This window comes from Micromonospora sp. NPDC049102 (assembly GCF_043197485.1).
Taxonomy (GTDB): Bacteria; Actinomycetota; Actinomycetes; order Mycobacteriales; family Micromonosporaceae; genus Micromonospora.
Window position 1 is genome coordinate 70,346 of sequence record NZ_JBICTE010000008.1, and the last position, 14,112, is coordinate 84,457.

The 14,112-nt window shown below is 72.9% G+C and carries 13 protein-coding genes and 1 tRNA gene; 11 read left to right on the plus strand and 3 right to left on the minus strand.

Going from position 1 to position 14,112, the window contains the following annotated elements:
* Positions 1 to 184 precede the first annotated feature (184 nt).
* Complete coding sequence (locus tag ACGFH9_RS11205) at positions 185 to 844, minus strand: nucleotidyl transferase AbiEii/AbiGii toxin family protein (RefSeq protein ID WP_393217441.1); 660 nt, start codon at positions 842 to 844, stop codon at positions 185 to 187.
* Entirely contained in the window at positions 841 to 1,182 is a 342-nt protein-coding gene (locus ACGFH9_RS11210; RefSeq protein WP_393217443.1) for a hypothetical protein, read from the minus strand. Before ACGFH9_RS11210 ends, ACGFH9_RS11205 begins: the two co-directional genes overlap by 4 nt.
* Before the next feature lie 123 nt (positions 1,183 to 1,305).
* Here ACGFH9_RS11210 and ACGFH9_RS11215 point away from each other — a divergent pair, with 123 nt between their 5' ends.
* The 11 genes from ACGFH9_RS11215 (at position 1,306) to ACGFH9_RS11265 (ending at position 13,402) form a co-directional block, all read left to right on the plus strand.
* Positions 1,306 to 2,043, plus strand: a complete 738-nt coding sequence (locus ACGFH9_RS11215; RefSeq protein ID WP_393217445.1) for an RNA polymerase subunit sigma-70 — start codon at positions 1,306 to 1,308, stop codon at positions 2,041 to 2,043.
* Positions 2,040 to 2,489 (plus strand): DUF6069 family protein, encoded by a 450-nt coding sequence (locus ACGFH9_RS11220; RefSeq protein ID WP_393217447.1) that lies wholly within the window; start codon positions 2,040 to 2,042, stop codon positions 2,487 to 2,489. Before ACGFH9_RS11215 ends, ACGFH9_RS11220 begins: the two co-directional genes overlap by 4 nt.
* A gap of 60 nt (positions 2,490 to 2,549) precedes the next feature.
* On the plus strand, positions 2,550 to 5,822 hold the full coding sequence (gene fdh, locus ACGFH9_RS11225; protein ID WP_393217448.1) for a formate dehydrogenase: 3,273 nt from the start codon (positions 2,550 to 2,552) through the stop codon (positions 5,820 to 5,822).
* Positions 5,815 to 6,786 (plus strand): 4Fe-4S dicluster domain-containing protein, encoded by a 972-nt coding sequence (locus ACGFH9_RS11230; RefSeq protein WP_393217623.1) that lies wholly within the window; start codon positions 5,815 to 5,817, stop codon positions 6,784 to 6,786. Before fdh ends, ACGFH9_RS11230 begins: the two co-directional genes overlap by 8 nt.
* 212 nt (positions 6,787 to 6,998) lie before the next feature.
* On the plus strand, positions 6,999 to 7,955 hold the full coding sequence (gene nrfD, locus ACGFH9_RS11235; RefSeq protein ID WP_393217625.1) for an NrfD/PsrC family molybdoenzyme membrane anchor subunit: 957 nt from the start codon (positions 6,999 to 7,001) through the stop codon (positions 7,953 to 7,955).
* A gap of 34 nt (positions 7,956 to 7,989) precedes the next feature.
* A tRNA-Sec gene (locus ACGFH9_RS11240) sits at positions 7,990 to 8,085 on the plus strand.
* A 20-nt stretch (positions 8,086 to 8,105) separates the two neighbouring features.
* Positions 8,106 to 9,410, plus strand: a complete 1,305-nt coding sequence (selA, locus tag ACGFH9_RS11245; protein ID WP_393217450.1) for an L-seryl-tRNA(Sec) selenium transferase — start codon at positions 8,106 to 8,108, stop codon at positions 9,408 to 9,410.
* A gap of 1 nt (position 9,411) precedes the next feature.
* Complete coding sequence (selB, locus tag ACGFH9_RS11250; RefSeq protein ID WP_393217451.1) at positions 9,412 to 11,166, plus strand: selenocysteine-specific translation elongation factor; 1,755 nt, start codon at positions 9,412 to 9,414, stop codon at positions 11,164 to 11,166.
* A gap of 424 nt (positions 11,167 to 11,590) precedes the next feature.
* Positions 11,591 to 11,788, plus strand: coding sequence for a hypothetical protein (locus tag ACGFH9_RS11255; RefSeq protein ID WP_145781709.1), 198 nt, complete (start codon positions 11,591 to 11,593; stop codon positions 11,786 to 11,788).
* Positions 11,789 to 11,865: 77 nt separating this feature from the next.
* Positions 11,866 to 13,143, plus strand: coding sequence for a hemolysin family protein (locus ACGFH9_RS11260; protein WP_393217453.1), 1,278 nt, complete (start codon positions 11,866 to 11,868; stop codon positions 13,141 to 13,143).
* A gap of 73 nt (positions 13,144 to 13,216) precedes the next feature.
* Entirely contained in the window at positions 13,217 to 13,402 is a 186-nt protein-coding gene (locus ACGFH9_RS11265) for a hypothetical protein (RefSeq protein WP_355244916.1), read from the plus strand.
* 6 nt (positions 13,403 to 13,408) lie between these two features.
* Here ACGFH9_RS11265 and ACGFH9_RS11270 read toward each other — a convergent pair whose 3' ends face one another.
* The gene (locus ACGFH9_RS11270; protein ID WP_355244639.1) at positions 13,409 to 14,059 is read right to left on the minus strand and encodes a hypothetical protein; all 651 of its coding nucleotides are present in this window, start codon (positions 14,057 to 14,059) and stop codon (positions 13,409 to 13,411) included.
* Positions 14,060 to 14,112: the final 53 nt, after the last annotated feature.

Below are 14,112 nucleotides of genomic sequence, written 5' to 3' on the forward strand. Positions count from 1 at the left end.
CCTCGCGCACCATAACCAGCGCCTGTCACTCCCGCCACGTCAGCCCCGGTTTCCGCAGGACGACGCCGGGTAGCCGTTACCGGACGTACCAGCGCGAGGAGATCCGGTGAGCCAGGACCAGCACACCCAGCAGGACCCGACAAGACCAAGTGATCCGGGTGGCTGCCCCGGCGGTCGTCCGCGCTCAGCGGGGCCAGGCGGCGAAGCGTCGGCGTACCCGTGCGACGTCGTCCGCGTTCAGGCCGTAGCGGCCGAACCGTGTGTCGGACAGCCGGTCGAGGTAGCGACCGGCGGCGCGGACGTCGTCCGGGTCGAGGGCGGGGTCGACCTGCCGGGCCAGCACCAGTAGCTGCGTCACGTCGTAGTGCTCCAGCGCCGCCGCGACGTCGATGAAGTCGCGGACCTCCCGCCGGTTGACCAGCGCGGCGATCTTGTTGGCGACCAGGTCCCGTACGTCCATCACCGGGCCGAGGTCCATCACCACCGGGCTCTGCTGCCGGTCGAGTCGGGCCAGGCTGAGCCGGATCTGGCGTCCGTCGCGGCCGACCACGAAATCCTTCATGTCCTGGCCGTACCCGTCGAACAGGTCGGCGAGTTCGCTGTCCGGGTCCGCGTCGGAGACGGTGAACCCGGCGTGCTCCAGCGCCACGCGCACTCCGGCCGAGGCTGCGGCGGCGGCACCCTCCACGTCGGCGAAGAGGTCCACGTCCTCGGTCGGCCGGGCGACCAGGCCGTGCGCCGCCCAGGCCACGCCGCCTCCGAGCACGAACCGGTACGGCCCGGCGGCGGTCAACGCCACCCGGGCCACCTCCCGGTAGAAGTCGTGCAGGTGTGGTGCGATCACGCCGCGCGCAGGCCGCAGTGCCGGCTCTCCCACGCGAGGCGGACGCCTCGGGGAAGGTTGAGCAGGCGCCACACCCGCCGCAGGGTCCGCCCGTTGATCAGGGCCCGCAGGTCGTCGGCGCTGGCCGTCTCGCGCAGCACGTTCTCGTACATCCAGAGCAGTTGGTCGGGGTCGCCGAGGTCGAAGGTGCGTTCGGCGTTCCACATCAACCGCACCGGCAACTCCACCACGCCGCGAGTGGGGCCGGCCAGTTCGGTGAGCGTTCGCGCCACGACAGCCGGACGACCCGGGCGGGCCAGGAAGACCACGCCGGTCGCGGGGGGCGAGACGGCCTGCATGGTGTCAGGGTAACGCCAGCCGGTCCGGGTGTCGCTCAGGAGCGTCCGACGCCGGGTGATGAGTTCTCGTGCCCGCGCCCGTCATAGCTGTGACGGAACACGACGGGACGGGAGCATGACGTGATGGACATGGACACGCGGCGGGAGGAACACCCCGCTCTGGCCGACGTCGACGAGTCGGCGTTCGCGGGGTTGGCGCAGCGGCACCGGCGGGAGTTGCACGTGCACTGCTACCGGATGCTCGGGTCGTTCGAGGATGCCGAGGACACGGTGCAGGAGACGTTCCTGCGGGCCTGGCGGCGGCGGGAGACGTTCGCCGGGCGGTCGACGGTGCGGGCCTGGCTGTACCGGATCGCCACGAACGCCTGCCTGGACCTGCTGGCCCGGTGCCGTCCGGAGCCGGCCAGGGGCGGCGAGGTGCGGTGGTTGCAGCCGTACCCGGACCGGCTGCTCGACGAGCTGCCGGCGGGCGACGCGGACGATCCGGAGAAGGCGGCGGTCGCGCGGGAGACGATCGAGCTGGCGTACGTGGTGGCGGTGCAGCACCTCGCGCCGCGTCCACGGGCCGTGTTGGTCCTGCGGGACGTGCTCGGCTGGCCCGCGAAGGACGTCGCCGACCTGCTCGGCGACTCGGTCAACTCGCTGAACAGCGCCCTGCAGCGGGCTCGTGCGGGTATGCGGGAGCATCTGCCCGCCGAGCGGCAGGACTGGACCGGTGGCGACCAGGACGCCGGGACGCGCGAGCTGGTGCGGCACTTCACCGAGGCGAGCGTCGCCACGGATATCGGCCGGCTCGCCACCATGCTGCGCGAGGCGCGGCTGGGGCTGCCGCAGCGCCTGCCGGCGGGTGGTGCACAGTGACCGTCTCGGCCCCGACCAACCGTAGCCACCTGCTCCACAATCTGGCGGGTGTCGGTCTGGCTGCCACCCTGGCGGCGGTGGCCGCGACGACCCTCGTCGCCGCGTTCGCCGGGGCCGTCGGTGTCGACTTCGCGGTTCCCGACGGCGGCGAGGTGATCCCGTTGGCCGGGTTCGCCGTGGTGACGGGCGTCTTCTCGCTCGTGGGCGTCGTCCTCGCCGTCGCCCTTGGTCGGTTCAGCGCGCGTCCCGCCGAGCGGTTCCTGTGGACGGCGGTGGCGTTGACCGCGATCTCGCTGGTCCCGCCCCTGCTCTGCGGGGCCGCTGCCGCCACCGTCGCCGCTCTCGTCGTGCTGCACCTCGTCGCCGCGGCGGTGGTGGTCCCGGCCCTGACGTGGCGCCTGGGCCGCCGAGACCGACCCCACGAGGGGCGGCGGACCCTCGATTAGCGAAGACTCCTCATCTGACCTATGTTCGTGGGGTCGCTCGCGTGGAAGGGGGTGTCGGGGATGGGTCTGCGGACGTTCATCGAGGGTTGGCCGGTGTACCGCCAGCTCACCGGCACCGACCCGTTGGGGCGGGGCGCCGCGGCCAAGTCGGCCCGATCCCTGTCGCTGACGGCTCGTACGGAGACCGCTGACTCTGTGGCGCGGTCGGTGTGTCCGTACTGTGCGGTGGGTTGTGGTCAGCGGGTGTTCGTCGCGGACGGGCGGGTCACGCAGATCGAGGGTGATCCGGACTCGCCGATTTCGCGGGGTCGGTTGTGTCCGAAGGGTGCGGCGAGTAAGAGCCTGGTGACGAGTCCGTTGCGGCAGACCACCGTCCGCTACCGCCGGCCGTACGGGACCGACTGGGAGGACCTCGACCTCGACACGGCACTCGACATGATCGCCGACCGGATCCTCGCGGCACGCGAGGAGACCTGGGAGGACGTGGACGAGCGGGGCCGGCCGCTGAACCGCACGCTGGGTATCTCCAGTCTTGGTGGGGCGACGCTGGACAACGAGGAGAACTACCTCATCAAGAAGTTGTTCACCGCGATGGGGGCGTTGCAGATCGAGAACCAGGCGCGTATTTGACACTCCGCCACCGTCCCCGGTCTGGGGGCCAGCTTTGGTCGCGGCGGCGCCACCCAGTTCCAGCAGGACCTGTCGAACTCCGACGTCATCGTGATCGAGGGTTCGAACATGGCCGAGGCGCATCCGGTCGGGTTCCAGTGGGTGATGGAGGCCAAGCGCCGTGGGGCGAAGGTGTTCCATGTGGACCCGCGGTTCACGCGGACCAGTGCGGTGGCCGACGTGTACCTGCCGATCCGGGCGGGGACGGACATCGCGCTGCTGGGTGGGGTGATCCGGTACATCCTCGACAACGAGTTGGACTTCCGGGAGTACGTCCTCGCGTACACCAACGCCGCCACCATCGTCAGCGACCAGTTCGAGGACACCGAGGACGGCGACGGATTCTTCTCCGGCTTCGATCCCGAGACCGGCAGCTACGTGCAGGACAGCTGGCAGTACGAGGGGCACGAGGACTCCTCGGGCAGCGGACACACCGCGAAGGAGCGGGACACCGCCGCCGGCCTGGAGCACGAGTCGCACGGCGCGGGTGTGGGCGGGCAGACGCAGCGCGATGAGACGTTGCGGCATCCGCGCTGCGTCTACCAGATCCTCAAGCGGCACTACGCCCGCTACACCCCCGAGATGGTCGAGCGGGTCTGCGGCATCCCGCAGGACAAGTTCCTGGAGTTGGCCCGGGCCTGGACCGCGAACTCCGGCCGGGAACGCACCGGCATGCTGGTCTACTCGGTGGGCTGGACGCAGCACAGCGTCGGCGTGCAGTACATCCGCGCCGGGGCCATCATCCAGCTGCTCCTGGGCAACATGGGCCGTCCCGGGGGCGGGGTCATGGCGCTGCGCGGACACGCGAGCATTCAGGGGTCGACCGACATCCCGACCCTGTTCAACCTGCTGCCCGGCTACCTGCCGATGCCCCACCACGCCGACCACGCCACCTTCGACGAGTGGGTGGACAGCATCCGGCACCCGGGGCAGAAGGGCTTCTGGGGCAACGCGCGGTCGTTCGCGGCCAGCCTGCTCAAGGCGTACTGGGGTGATGCCGCGACGCCGGAGAACGACTTCGGCTACGGCTACCTGCCTCGGATGACCGGTGACCACGGCACCTACCAGCAGGTCCTCAACATGATCGACGGGAAGACGAAGGGCTACTTCCTGCTCGGGCAGAACCCTGCGGTGGGTTCGGCGCACGGCCGTGCCCAACGTCTCGGCATGGCGAACCTCGACTGGCTCGTGGTCCGGGACCTGTTCATGATTGAGAGTGCGACGTTCTGGAAGAACGGCCCCGAGGTGGCCACCGGCGAGATCGTGCCCGAGGAGTGCCGGACCGAGGTGTTCTTCCTGCCGGCGGCGTCGCACGTCGAGAAGGAGGGCACGTTCACGCAGACGCAGCGGTTGTTGCAGTGGCGGGAGAAGGCCGTCGAGCCGCCGGGCGACGCCCGCTCCGAGCTGTGGTTCTTCTACCACCTCGGCCGTAAGCTGCGCGAGAAGCTGGCCGGTTCGCCGTTGCCGCGCGACCGGGCGCTGCTCGACCTCACCTGGGACTACCCCACCCACGGTCCGAACGCGGAGCCGAGCGCCGAGTCGGTGCTGCGTGAGATCAACGGGTACGACGTGACGACCGGCCGGCCGCTGGCCAGCTTCGCCGAGGCCCGCGACGACGGCTCCACCGCCGTCGGCTGCTGGATCTACACCGGGGTGTACGCCGACGGCGTCAACCAGGCGGCCCGGCGCAAGTCCCGACACGAGCAGGACTGGGTGGCCGCCGAGTGGGGTTGGGCGTGGCCGGCGAACCGCCGCATCCTCTACAACCGTGCCTCGGCCGACCCGGACGGCAACCCGTGGAGCGAACGCAAGAGGTACGTCTGGTGGGACCCGGACAGGGCCGAGTGGACCGGCTACGACGTGCCGGACTTCGAGAAGACCAAACCGCCGTCGTACCGGCCGCCCGTCGGCGCGTCCGGTCCGGAGGGGATCGCCGGTGACGACCCGTTCGTCATGCAGGGTGACGGCAAGGGCTGGCTGTACGCGCCCAGCGGCGTCCTGGACGGGCCGCTGCCCACCCACTACGAACCGGTCGAGTCGCCGGTGCGCAACCCGCTCTATCGCCAGCAGGCCAACCCGACGCGCAAGTCGTACGCGCACCCGGTGAACTCGGTCAACCCGAGTCCGCCGCAGGAGCACAGCCAGGTCTTCCCGTACGTGTTCACGGTCAGTCGGCTCACCGAGCACCACACCGCGGGTGGGATGAGCCGGACGGTCCGCACGCTGGCGGAGTTGCAGCCGGAGATGTTCGTCGAGGTGTCACCCGAGTTGGCCGCCGAGGCCGGGTTGGCGCACCTCGGGTGGGCGCACCTGGTCAGCGGTCGGGCGGTGATCGAGGCGAAGGTGCTGGTGACCGACCGGCTCCGGCCGCTGCGGGTGGAGGGACGGGTCATCCACCAGGTGTGGCTGCCGTACCACTTCGGTTTCGAGGGTCTGGTCACCGGCGACTCGGCCAACGACCTGTTCGGCATCACCCTGGACCCCAACGTCCTGATCCAGGAGAGCAAGGTCGGCACCTGCGACGTGCGGCCCGGCCGTCGTCCCACCGGGCCGGCGCTGCTCGACCTGGTGGCCGACTACCAACGACGTGCCGGGATCGTCCCGGGTGGACACGCGCCGGCCGTCACCACCGAGCAGGACGGGGAGGGCAGCGGTGATTCCTGACCCGAACAGCCTCTACGGACCGTTGGACCCGGCACCCGAGGCCGGGTATGAGAACGCGCCACCCCGGATGGGGTTCTTCACCGACACGAGCGTGTGTATCGGGTGCAAGGCGTGTGAGGTGGCGTGCAAGGAGTGGAACGACGTTCCGGAGAGCGGGCTGGACCTGCTGGGCATGTCGTACGACAACACGGGCGCGTTGACCGCGAACTCGTGGCGGCACGTGGCGTTCGTCGAGCAGCCCCGCGCGGCCGGGCATGGCCCCGCGCCGGCGGACGTCCTCGGCGCGCCGGTCGACGCCGACCGTGACAGTCCGGCCGAGCCGGGCGCGGGGCCGCAGTTCCTGGGGATGCCGGGGGCGCAGCCGCCGGGGCGGGGTACGGGTGTCGGGGAGCGTACGGATTTTCGGTGGTTGATGATGTCGGATGTGTGTAAGCACTGCACGCATGCGGCTTGTCTGGATGTGTGTCCGACGGGTTCGTTGTTCCGGACGGAGTTCGGGACGGTGGTGGTGCAGGAGGACATCTGTAACGGGTGTGGGTACTGCATTTCGGCGTGTCCGTACGGGGTGATCGATCAGCGTAAAGGTGATGGTCGGGCGTGGAAGTGCACGCTCTGTTATGACCGGTTGGGTGCGGGGATGACGCCGGCGTGTGCGCAGGCGTGTCCGACGGAGTCGATCCAGTACGGGCCTGTGGAGGAGCTGCGGGAGCGGGCCGCCGAACGGGTGGCGACGTTGCACGAGCGGGGGGTCCCCGAGGCGCGGTTGTACGGCCACGACCCGAACGACGGCGTGGGCGGTGACGGGGCGTTCTTCCTGCTGCTGGACGAACCCGAGGTGTACGGGCTGCCACCGGACCCGGTCGTGACCACCCGCGACCTGCCGAAGATGTGGAAACGCGCCGGCATCGCCGCGCTGACGATGGCGGCGGCCACCGTCGCCGCCTTCGTCGGGAGATCCTCGTGAATCCGGAGCGCCCTGTGGTGGGGGACCGCTTCCGTCGGTTCCGCGAGCGCCTCGCCACCCCACGGCCGGACCTGCCGACCCAGCGGCAGGCGGACGAGCGCGCCGACGTGGACGTGCCACCGAACCGCCGCGCCCACGGGGACCGGACGTCGCAGCCCCCGGAGAACGCCGCTCGCCGCACCCGCCGCGGCCGTCGCGGTGGCGGCGAGGAGTTGCGGGTCCCCGAGGCCGAGTTCACCTCGTACTACGGCCGGCCCATCCTCAAGGCACCCGTGTGGAAGTGGGACATCGCCGCGTACCTGTTCACCGGTGGGCTGGCCGCCGGCTCGTCGTTGCTGGCCGCGGGAGGCCAGCTCACCCGTCGGCCGGTGCTGCGCCGCGCCGGCCGGGTCACCGCGTTGGGCGCCGTCAGCGCCAGCGCGGTCTTCCTGATCAGGGACCTGGGCCGGCCGGAGCGGTTCCACCACATGTTCCGGGTCGCCAAGCTGACCTCACCGATGTCGGTGGGCACCTGGATCCTCACCGCGTTCGGACCGGCCGCCGGCCTGGCAGCGATGGCCGAGACCGCCGGCTGGCTGCCCCGGCACGGGCTGCTCGGGGTGGTCGGCCGGGCACTGCCGCCGGCCGGGCACGCCGCCGGGCTGGTCGCCGCCGCCACCGCGCCGGCCCTGGCGACGTACACCGGGGTCCTGCTCGCCGACACGGCGGTGCCGTCGTGGCACGAGGCGTACCCCGAACTGCCGGTCATCTTCGCGGGCAGTGCGCTGGCCAGCGGCGCCGGCGTGGGTCTGCTCGCCGCGCCGCCGGCGCAGGCCGGCCCGGCCCGGCGGATGGCGGTGGCCGGTGCGGCCCTGGAGTTGTACGGCGCGCACCGGGTGGAGACCCGCCTCGGGTTGCTCAGCGAGCCCTACCGGTCGGGTCGGCCGGGTCGGCTGCTGCGTGTCGGCCGGCTGCTGACCGTCGCCGGAGTGGCCGGTGCGCTGCTCGGCCGGCGCAGTCGCGCGGTCGGGGCGGTGTCCGGGGCTGCGCTGCTGGGCGCGTCGGTCGCCACACGGTTCGGCATCTTCTACGGGGGCGTCGCATCGGCGCGCGATCCCCGCTACACGGTCGTGCCACAGCGCGAGCGGGTGAACGGCCGGCGGAGCGTGGTGGATCCGGCCACTGACTGAGCGGTCGCACCGGCGTTGTGATCGAATGTGCGACGGAGGCGTTCAGGCGGCTGGTGCCCCTCCCGGTCTTCAAAACCGGTGTGGTCCGGGACCCGGGCCAGGCGGGTTCGATTCCCGTCCGTCTCCGCCAACGGCGGCAGGAGTGACGTGATGCGTGACGGCGGCGAGGACCCGAGGCGTCGGGTGCCCCGCACCGACGCGCTGCTCGCCGATCCGCGGCTGGCGGCGGCCATCGCCACCCTCGGCCGGGACCGGGTCAAGGCCGCCGTGGCGCGGGCGCAGGAGCGGGCCCGCCGCGGTGAGATCGCGCCCGACGAGGTCCTCGACGCCGCCGTCGCCGGGTTGCCCGCGTCCGGTCCCCGGACGGTGCTCAACGCCACCGGCGTCGTGCTGCACACCAATCTGGGTCGGGCGGCGCTGTCACCCGCCGCCGTGGACGCGGTCGTCGCCGCCGCCGGGCACACCGACGTCGAGCTGGACCTGCACACGGGGCGACGCGCGCGCCGGGGCCGGGACGCGCTCGACGCGCTCGCCGCCGCCGTGCCGGACGCCGCCGCCGTGCACGTGGTCAACAACGGCGCCGCCGCGCTGGTGCTCGCGGCCACGGCGCTGGCCGCCGGCCGGGAGATCGTGGTCAGCCGGGGCGAACTGGTCGAGATCGGCGACGGATTCCGCCTGCCCGATCTGTTGGAGAGCACCGGCGCACGCCTGCGCGAGGTCGGCACCACCAACCGCACCACCCTCGACGACTACGCCGCGGCCGTCGGCCCGCAGACCGGCTTCGTGCTGAAGGTGCACCCGTCGAACTTCCAGATCACCGGCTTCACCTCGGGCACACCGGTGCGTCACCTGGCCACGCTCGCCGTCCCGGTGGTCGCCGACATCGGCTCCGGGCTGCTCGCGTCAGAGCCGTTGCTGCCCGACGAGCCGGACGCCGCCAGCACCCTGCGCGCCGGCGCGGCCCTGGTCACCGCGAGCGGCGACAAGCTGCTCGGGGGCCCCCAGGCCGGGTTGCTGCTCGGCGACGCCGCGCTCGTCGAACGGCTGCGCCGCCACCCGCTGGCCCGGGCGCTGCGCGTGGACAAGCTCACCCTCGCCGCGCTGGCCGCCACCTTGCACCGCCCGGACACACCGACGCGGGCCGCGCTGCACGCCGACCCGGCCGTCCTGCGCCGCCGGGTGGAGCTGCTGCGTGACCGGCTCGGCGCGGACGGACGCAAGGCGGACGTCGTCCCGGCGGTCGCCGTGGTCGGCGGCGGCGGCGCCCCCGGCGTCGAGCTGGACTCGTGGGCGCTGAGCCTGCCCGAGCGGTACGCCGAGCCGCTGCGCACGGGCGAGCAGCCGGTGCTCGGCCGGGTCGTGCGGGGGCGGCTGCTGCTCGACCTGCGCTGCGTGCCCGTCGACGCCGACGACGCGGTCCTGGCGGCCGTGCTGCGCGTACCCGGGGACGACTGAGGTGTTCGTCGTCGCCACCGCCGGGCACGTCGACCACGGCAAGTCGACGCTGGTCCGGGCGTTGACCGGGATGGAACCCGACCGGTGGGCCGAGGAACGCCGCCGGGGCATGACCATCGACCTGGGGTTCGCCTGGACGACGCTGCCGTCCGGGGCGACGATCGCGTTCGTCGACGTACCCGGGCACGAGAAGTTCGTGCCGAACATGCTCGCGGGGGTCGGCCCGGTGCCGGCCGCGCTGATCGTGGTCGCCGCCGACGAGGGATGGATGCCGCAGTCCGCCGAGCACCTGGCCGCGCTCGACGCGCTCGGCGTCGGGTACGGCCTGCTGGTGGTGACCCGCGCGGACCTGGCCGACCCGACGCCCGCGGCGGAGCGTGCCCGGGCCGAGATCGCGGCGAGCAGCCTCGGCGCGGTGGAGACCGTGGCGGTCAGCGGGTTGACCGGCGCCGGGCTGCCCCAGTTGCGGGCCGCGCTGGACCGGCTCGTCGCGCGGCTGCCCGACCCCGTCGTGGACGCCCCGGTGCGCCTCTGGGTGGACCGCAGCTTCACCGTGCGCGGCAGCGGCACCGTCGTCACCGGAACCCTGGGCGCCGGCCGGTTGCGTGTCGGCGACGTCCTGGAGCTGGCCGGGGCCGACGAGCCGGTCCGGGTCCGCGGCCTGCACTGTCTGGGCGAGGCCCGACCGGAGGCGTCGGCCGTGGCCCGGGTGGCGGTCAACCTCCGGGGTACGCCCCGGGACCGGCTCGGCCGTGGTGACGCGCTGCTCACGCCGGGGCGGTTCCACCGCACCGACCTCGTCGACGTACGGCTCGCCGGTGACCCCGCGGCGGACCTGCCGGCCACCCTCACCCTGCACGTCGGATCGGCGGCCGTGCCGGTGCGGGTCCGGCCGCTCGGCGTGGACACCGTCCGTCTCCGACTGGCCCGCCCGCTGCCGTTGCTGGTCGGCGACCGGGCGCTGCTGCGCGATCCCGGCCGTCACCACGTGGCCGGCGGCGTACGGGTCCTCGACGTCGCGCCGCCGCCGTTGTCCCGTCGAGGCGCGGCGGCCGCCCGCGCGGCGGTTCTCGCCGAGTTGGACGGTCGTCCCGACCTGGCCGGTGAGCTGCGCCGCCGTCGGCTGGTCCGGGTCGGCGCGCTGCGGCGCATGGGCGTGCCGGTGCAGGCCACTCCGGTGGCCGGCGACTGGCTGGCCGACCCGGGGCACTGGCGGCGGCTCGGCGACCAGGTGACCGAGGAGGTCACCCGCTACGCGCGGGAGCACCCGTTGGAGGCGGGCATGCCGGTGGACGCGCTGCGCCAACGTCTCGCCCTGCCCGACCGGGCGCTGGTCGAGGCGCTGGTACGTCCGCCGCTGCGGGTGCATGCCGGCCGGATCGGCACGGCCGCCGTCGACGCCCTGCCGGAGCCGGTGGCGCGCGCCGTGCAGCGGGTCCGCGCCGAGTACGCCGACAGCCCGTTTCGGGCCCCGGAGGCGCACCACCTCGTCGATCTGGGCCTGGGCCCCCGGGAGATCGGGGCGGCGGTGCGCGCCGGCGCTCTGCTGCGGCTGGCCGACAGCGTGGTGCTGCTGCCCGACGCGCTCGACGCGGCGGTCACCGTGCTGGCCGGGCTTCCCCAGCCGTTCACCCTGTCGGCGGCCCGGCAGGCGCTGGACACGACGCGTCGGGTGGCGGTGCCGCTGCTGGAGTTGCTCGACCGGCGCGGTGTCACCCGCCGGCTGCCCGACGACGCCCGGGTCGTCGTCACCTGAGCCGGGCCGGACGCGCGCGTGCTGCGGGTGCGGCCCTGGTCGCCGCGCTCATCGTGGTGCCGATCGGGCTTCGGGCTCACCTGCGCTGCCACTGTTCGTGACGCCGCACGGCCCGTGCCACCGTTACCCTGCGTGCTGGCGGTGGGTCCCAACCCGACGACCTGCGCCTCCTTTGCTCTGCTTCAACAGAGGAAACAGTTACGTAGGGTCATATGAGCAAAGGTCCGTGAGGGGTGTTGCGGGCCGGGCCCTAGCCAGACGCTGCGTAGCCGAGCGACGGTCGACGTGGCAGATGACCATGGGTGAGGTTCATGATGCGCATCCCGTGTTGGAGCAGCCGCGGTAGGGCCAGCAGGGCGCAACGGTCGCCTGGAGTGGCGCGGTCTCGGCCCCCGGACCGGTCCCGGTCACCTACGGTGACGCCATGGACCCTTCGGCGGTCTGGCGGGACCGGCAGCACCAGTGGCGGATCGAGGCGTACCGCGCCCCGGACCTGCGGTTCGCCATCTACGCGACGAACGGGCCCACCGAGTCGGTGCCGCTGTGGCTGTTCGGCATGACGGCGTTGGCCCGGTGGTTGATGACGCACTCCATCTCGCTGGACGACCTGGAGGTCGACTGAACGCCTGTCGACCAAACGCACCCGGGAGCGGGGCGCGCTGCGGTTGAGTGGCCTGAGGTGGTCGACGGGGGTGTGTGGTGGGTGGTCAGCTGGGGCAGTTGGCGCTGGTGGCCGTCCTGGTGCTGGTCAACGCCGCGCTCTCGGGCAGCGAGATGGCGCTGGTGACACTGCGCGAGGGGCAGTTGCGGCGGTTGGGTCGGCGGGGCCGGGCCGGCGAGCGGCTGGTCCGGCTCTCCCGGGACCCGAACCGCTATCTGGGCACCATCCAGCTCGGCATCACCCTGGCCGGGTTCCTCGCCTCGGCGGCGGCGGCCGTGTCGCTCGCCCAGCCGCTGGTCGGTCCGCTGGGTTTCCTCGGCGGGGCGGCCCGCCCGGCCTCGGTGCTGCTGGTGACGGTGGCACTGACCTTCGTCACGCTGGTGATCGGCGAGTTGGCGCCGAAGCGGCTGGCCATGCAGCGGGCCGAGCGGTGGGCGCTGCTGAGCGCCGGGCCGCTGGACCTGCTCGCCCGGGTGTCCCGCCCGGCGGTGTGGCTGCTCAGCTGGGCGACCGACGTGGTGGTCCGCCTGGCCGGCGGGAACCCGAGGGCCAGCCGTGAGGAGACGACAAAGGAGGAGCTGCGGGAGATGCTGGCCAGTCAGCGGGGTCTGTCGACGCAGCAGCGGGAGATCCTGACCGGCGCGTTCGACATCGCCGGTCGGACGCTGCGGGAGATCCTGGTGGCCCGCCGGGAGGTGACGACGCTGCCGACCGGTCTGCCTGCCGACCAGGGCGTACGCCTGCTCGGTGTAGCCGGCCGGTCGCGCGCGCCGGTTGTCGGCCCGGGTGGGCTGGACGAGGTGATCGGCGTGGTGCACATCCGTGACCTGGTGCGGGCCGAGGGCGGCACGGTGGGGGAGCAGGCCCGGCCACCGCTGCTGCTGCCGGTCACCCTGCCGGTCGCCGACGCGTTGCGGCAGTTGCGGCAGGAGCACCAGCAGTTGGCCCTCGTCGTCGACGAGCACGGCGGCATCGACGGCATCGTCACGTTGGAGGATCTGTTGGCTGAGGTGGTGGGGGAGTTGTATGACGAGACCGACCGTGACGTGCGCGGTGTGGTCCGGGAGCCGGACGGGTCGCTGCTGGTGCCGGGCGACTTCCCGCTGCACGACCTGCCCGATGTGGGCGTGCGGCTGAGTTTCCCCCTGTCCCGGGAGTACACGACGGTGGCCGGGCTGGTGCTGGCCCGGTTGGGGCACCTGCCGGGGGCGCCGGGCGAGACGGTGCGGTTGCCCGGGTTGACCATGGAGGTGGTGCAGGTCGCCGACCGCGCCGTGCGGCGTGTGCGGCTGCGCGGCTTCGTCACCGAGCGATGAGCGTATCGCCTGAACGAGGGACAGAACGCGCGAAACGGCCCCGGGCGGCTGCCGCGCACCTACCGTGCGGTACGTGAAGGACCGAGGGTTGCGTACGTTCGTCACCGTCCTCGCCGGCCTCGCGGTGATCTATTTCGGCAGCACCGGCCGCAGCCCCGAGGAGGGCCGTGGCATCTCCGGCGGGGTCATCGTCCTGGCGTTGCTCGCCGCGCTGCTGGTGTGGCACCTGACCCGACCGGGCGACAAGACCGTCAAGTGACTGGGCTCACCCGGCGGCGACGCGGGTGACCTCACCGGCTGACTCCTCGCCGAGCGCCACCCGGACCAGCGCCGAGGCGAGCCGGCCGAAGTCCGGCTCGTCGACCAGCGAGGCCAGCCGGTCCGGTGAGCCCGGCAGACCCAGCCGCTTCGCGCCGGCGAGGGCCCGTCGGTCCGCGTACGGGCGCAGATCCGACCAGACGGTCTGTGCCTCGCGCAGGTAGATGTCCGCGCCGGTGGGCCCGATGCCGGGAAACTCGGTGAGCCGTCGGCGTAGCCCGGCCGGGTCGCCTTGGGCGTCGCGGTGCAGCCGCCGCAGGTCGCCGTGCCAGCGGTCCAGACACAGCCGGGCGCCGGTGCCGAGCATGGTGGCGGTGCGCTCGTCGTAGCGGCGGTAGTGACCACGGCCCAGCGCGTCGACGCGCTGCTGCCAGCTCGCCGCCTCCATCGCCTGCGGTGTGCGGTAGCCGGCGGTGAACAGCTCGCGCGCGGCGTCGACCGCCACGCACGCGCGGATGCGGGTGCTCAGCAGGGTGGCCAGCACCAGCAGTTGGTACAGCGGACCGGGGCGGTCGGCCAGGCTGATGCCGGCCTCCTCGGCGTACGTGTGGCCGCGCCGGTCCAGCAGGACCCGCACGACGGCTCGATCGTCACCCACACCGCAAGGGGTACCCGCTCGGCGTCCGGCTAGCCCTCCCGACGCCTGCCGCG

Coding starts and splice junctions, on each gene's coding strand:
- ACGFH9_RS11210 (WP_393217443.1), bottom strand. CDS start 1,182: ATGCAGGCCGTCTCGCCCCCCGCGACCGGCGTGGTCTTCCTGGCCCGC.
- ACGFH9_RS11215 (WP_393217445.1), top strand. CDS start 1,306: ATGGACATGGACACGCGGCGGGAGGAACACCCCGCTCTGGCCGACGTC.
- selA (WP_393217450.1), top strand. CDS start 8,106: ATGCGTGACGGCGGCGAGGACCCGAGGCGTCGGGTGCCCCGCACCGAC.
- ACGFH9_RS11255 (WP_145781709.1), top strand. CDS start 11,591: ATGGACCCTTCGGCGGTCTGGCGGGACCGGCAGCACCAGTGGCGGATC.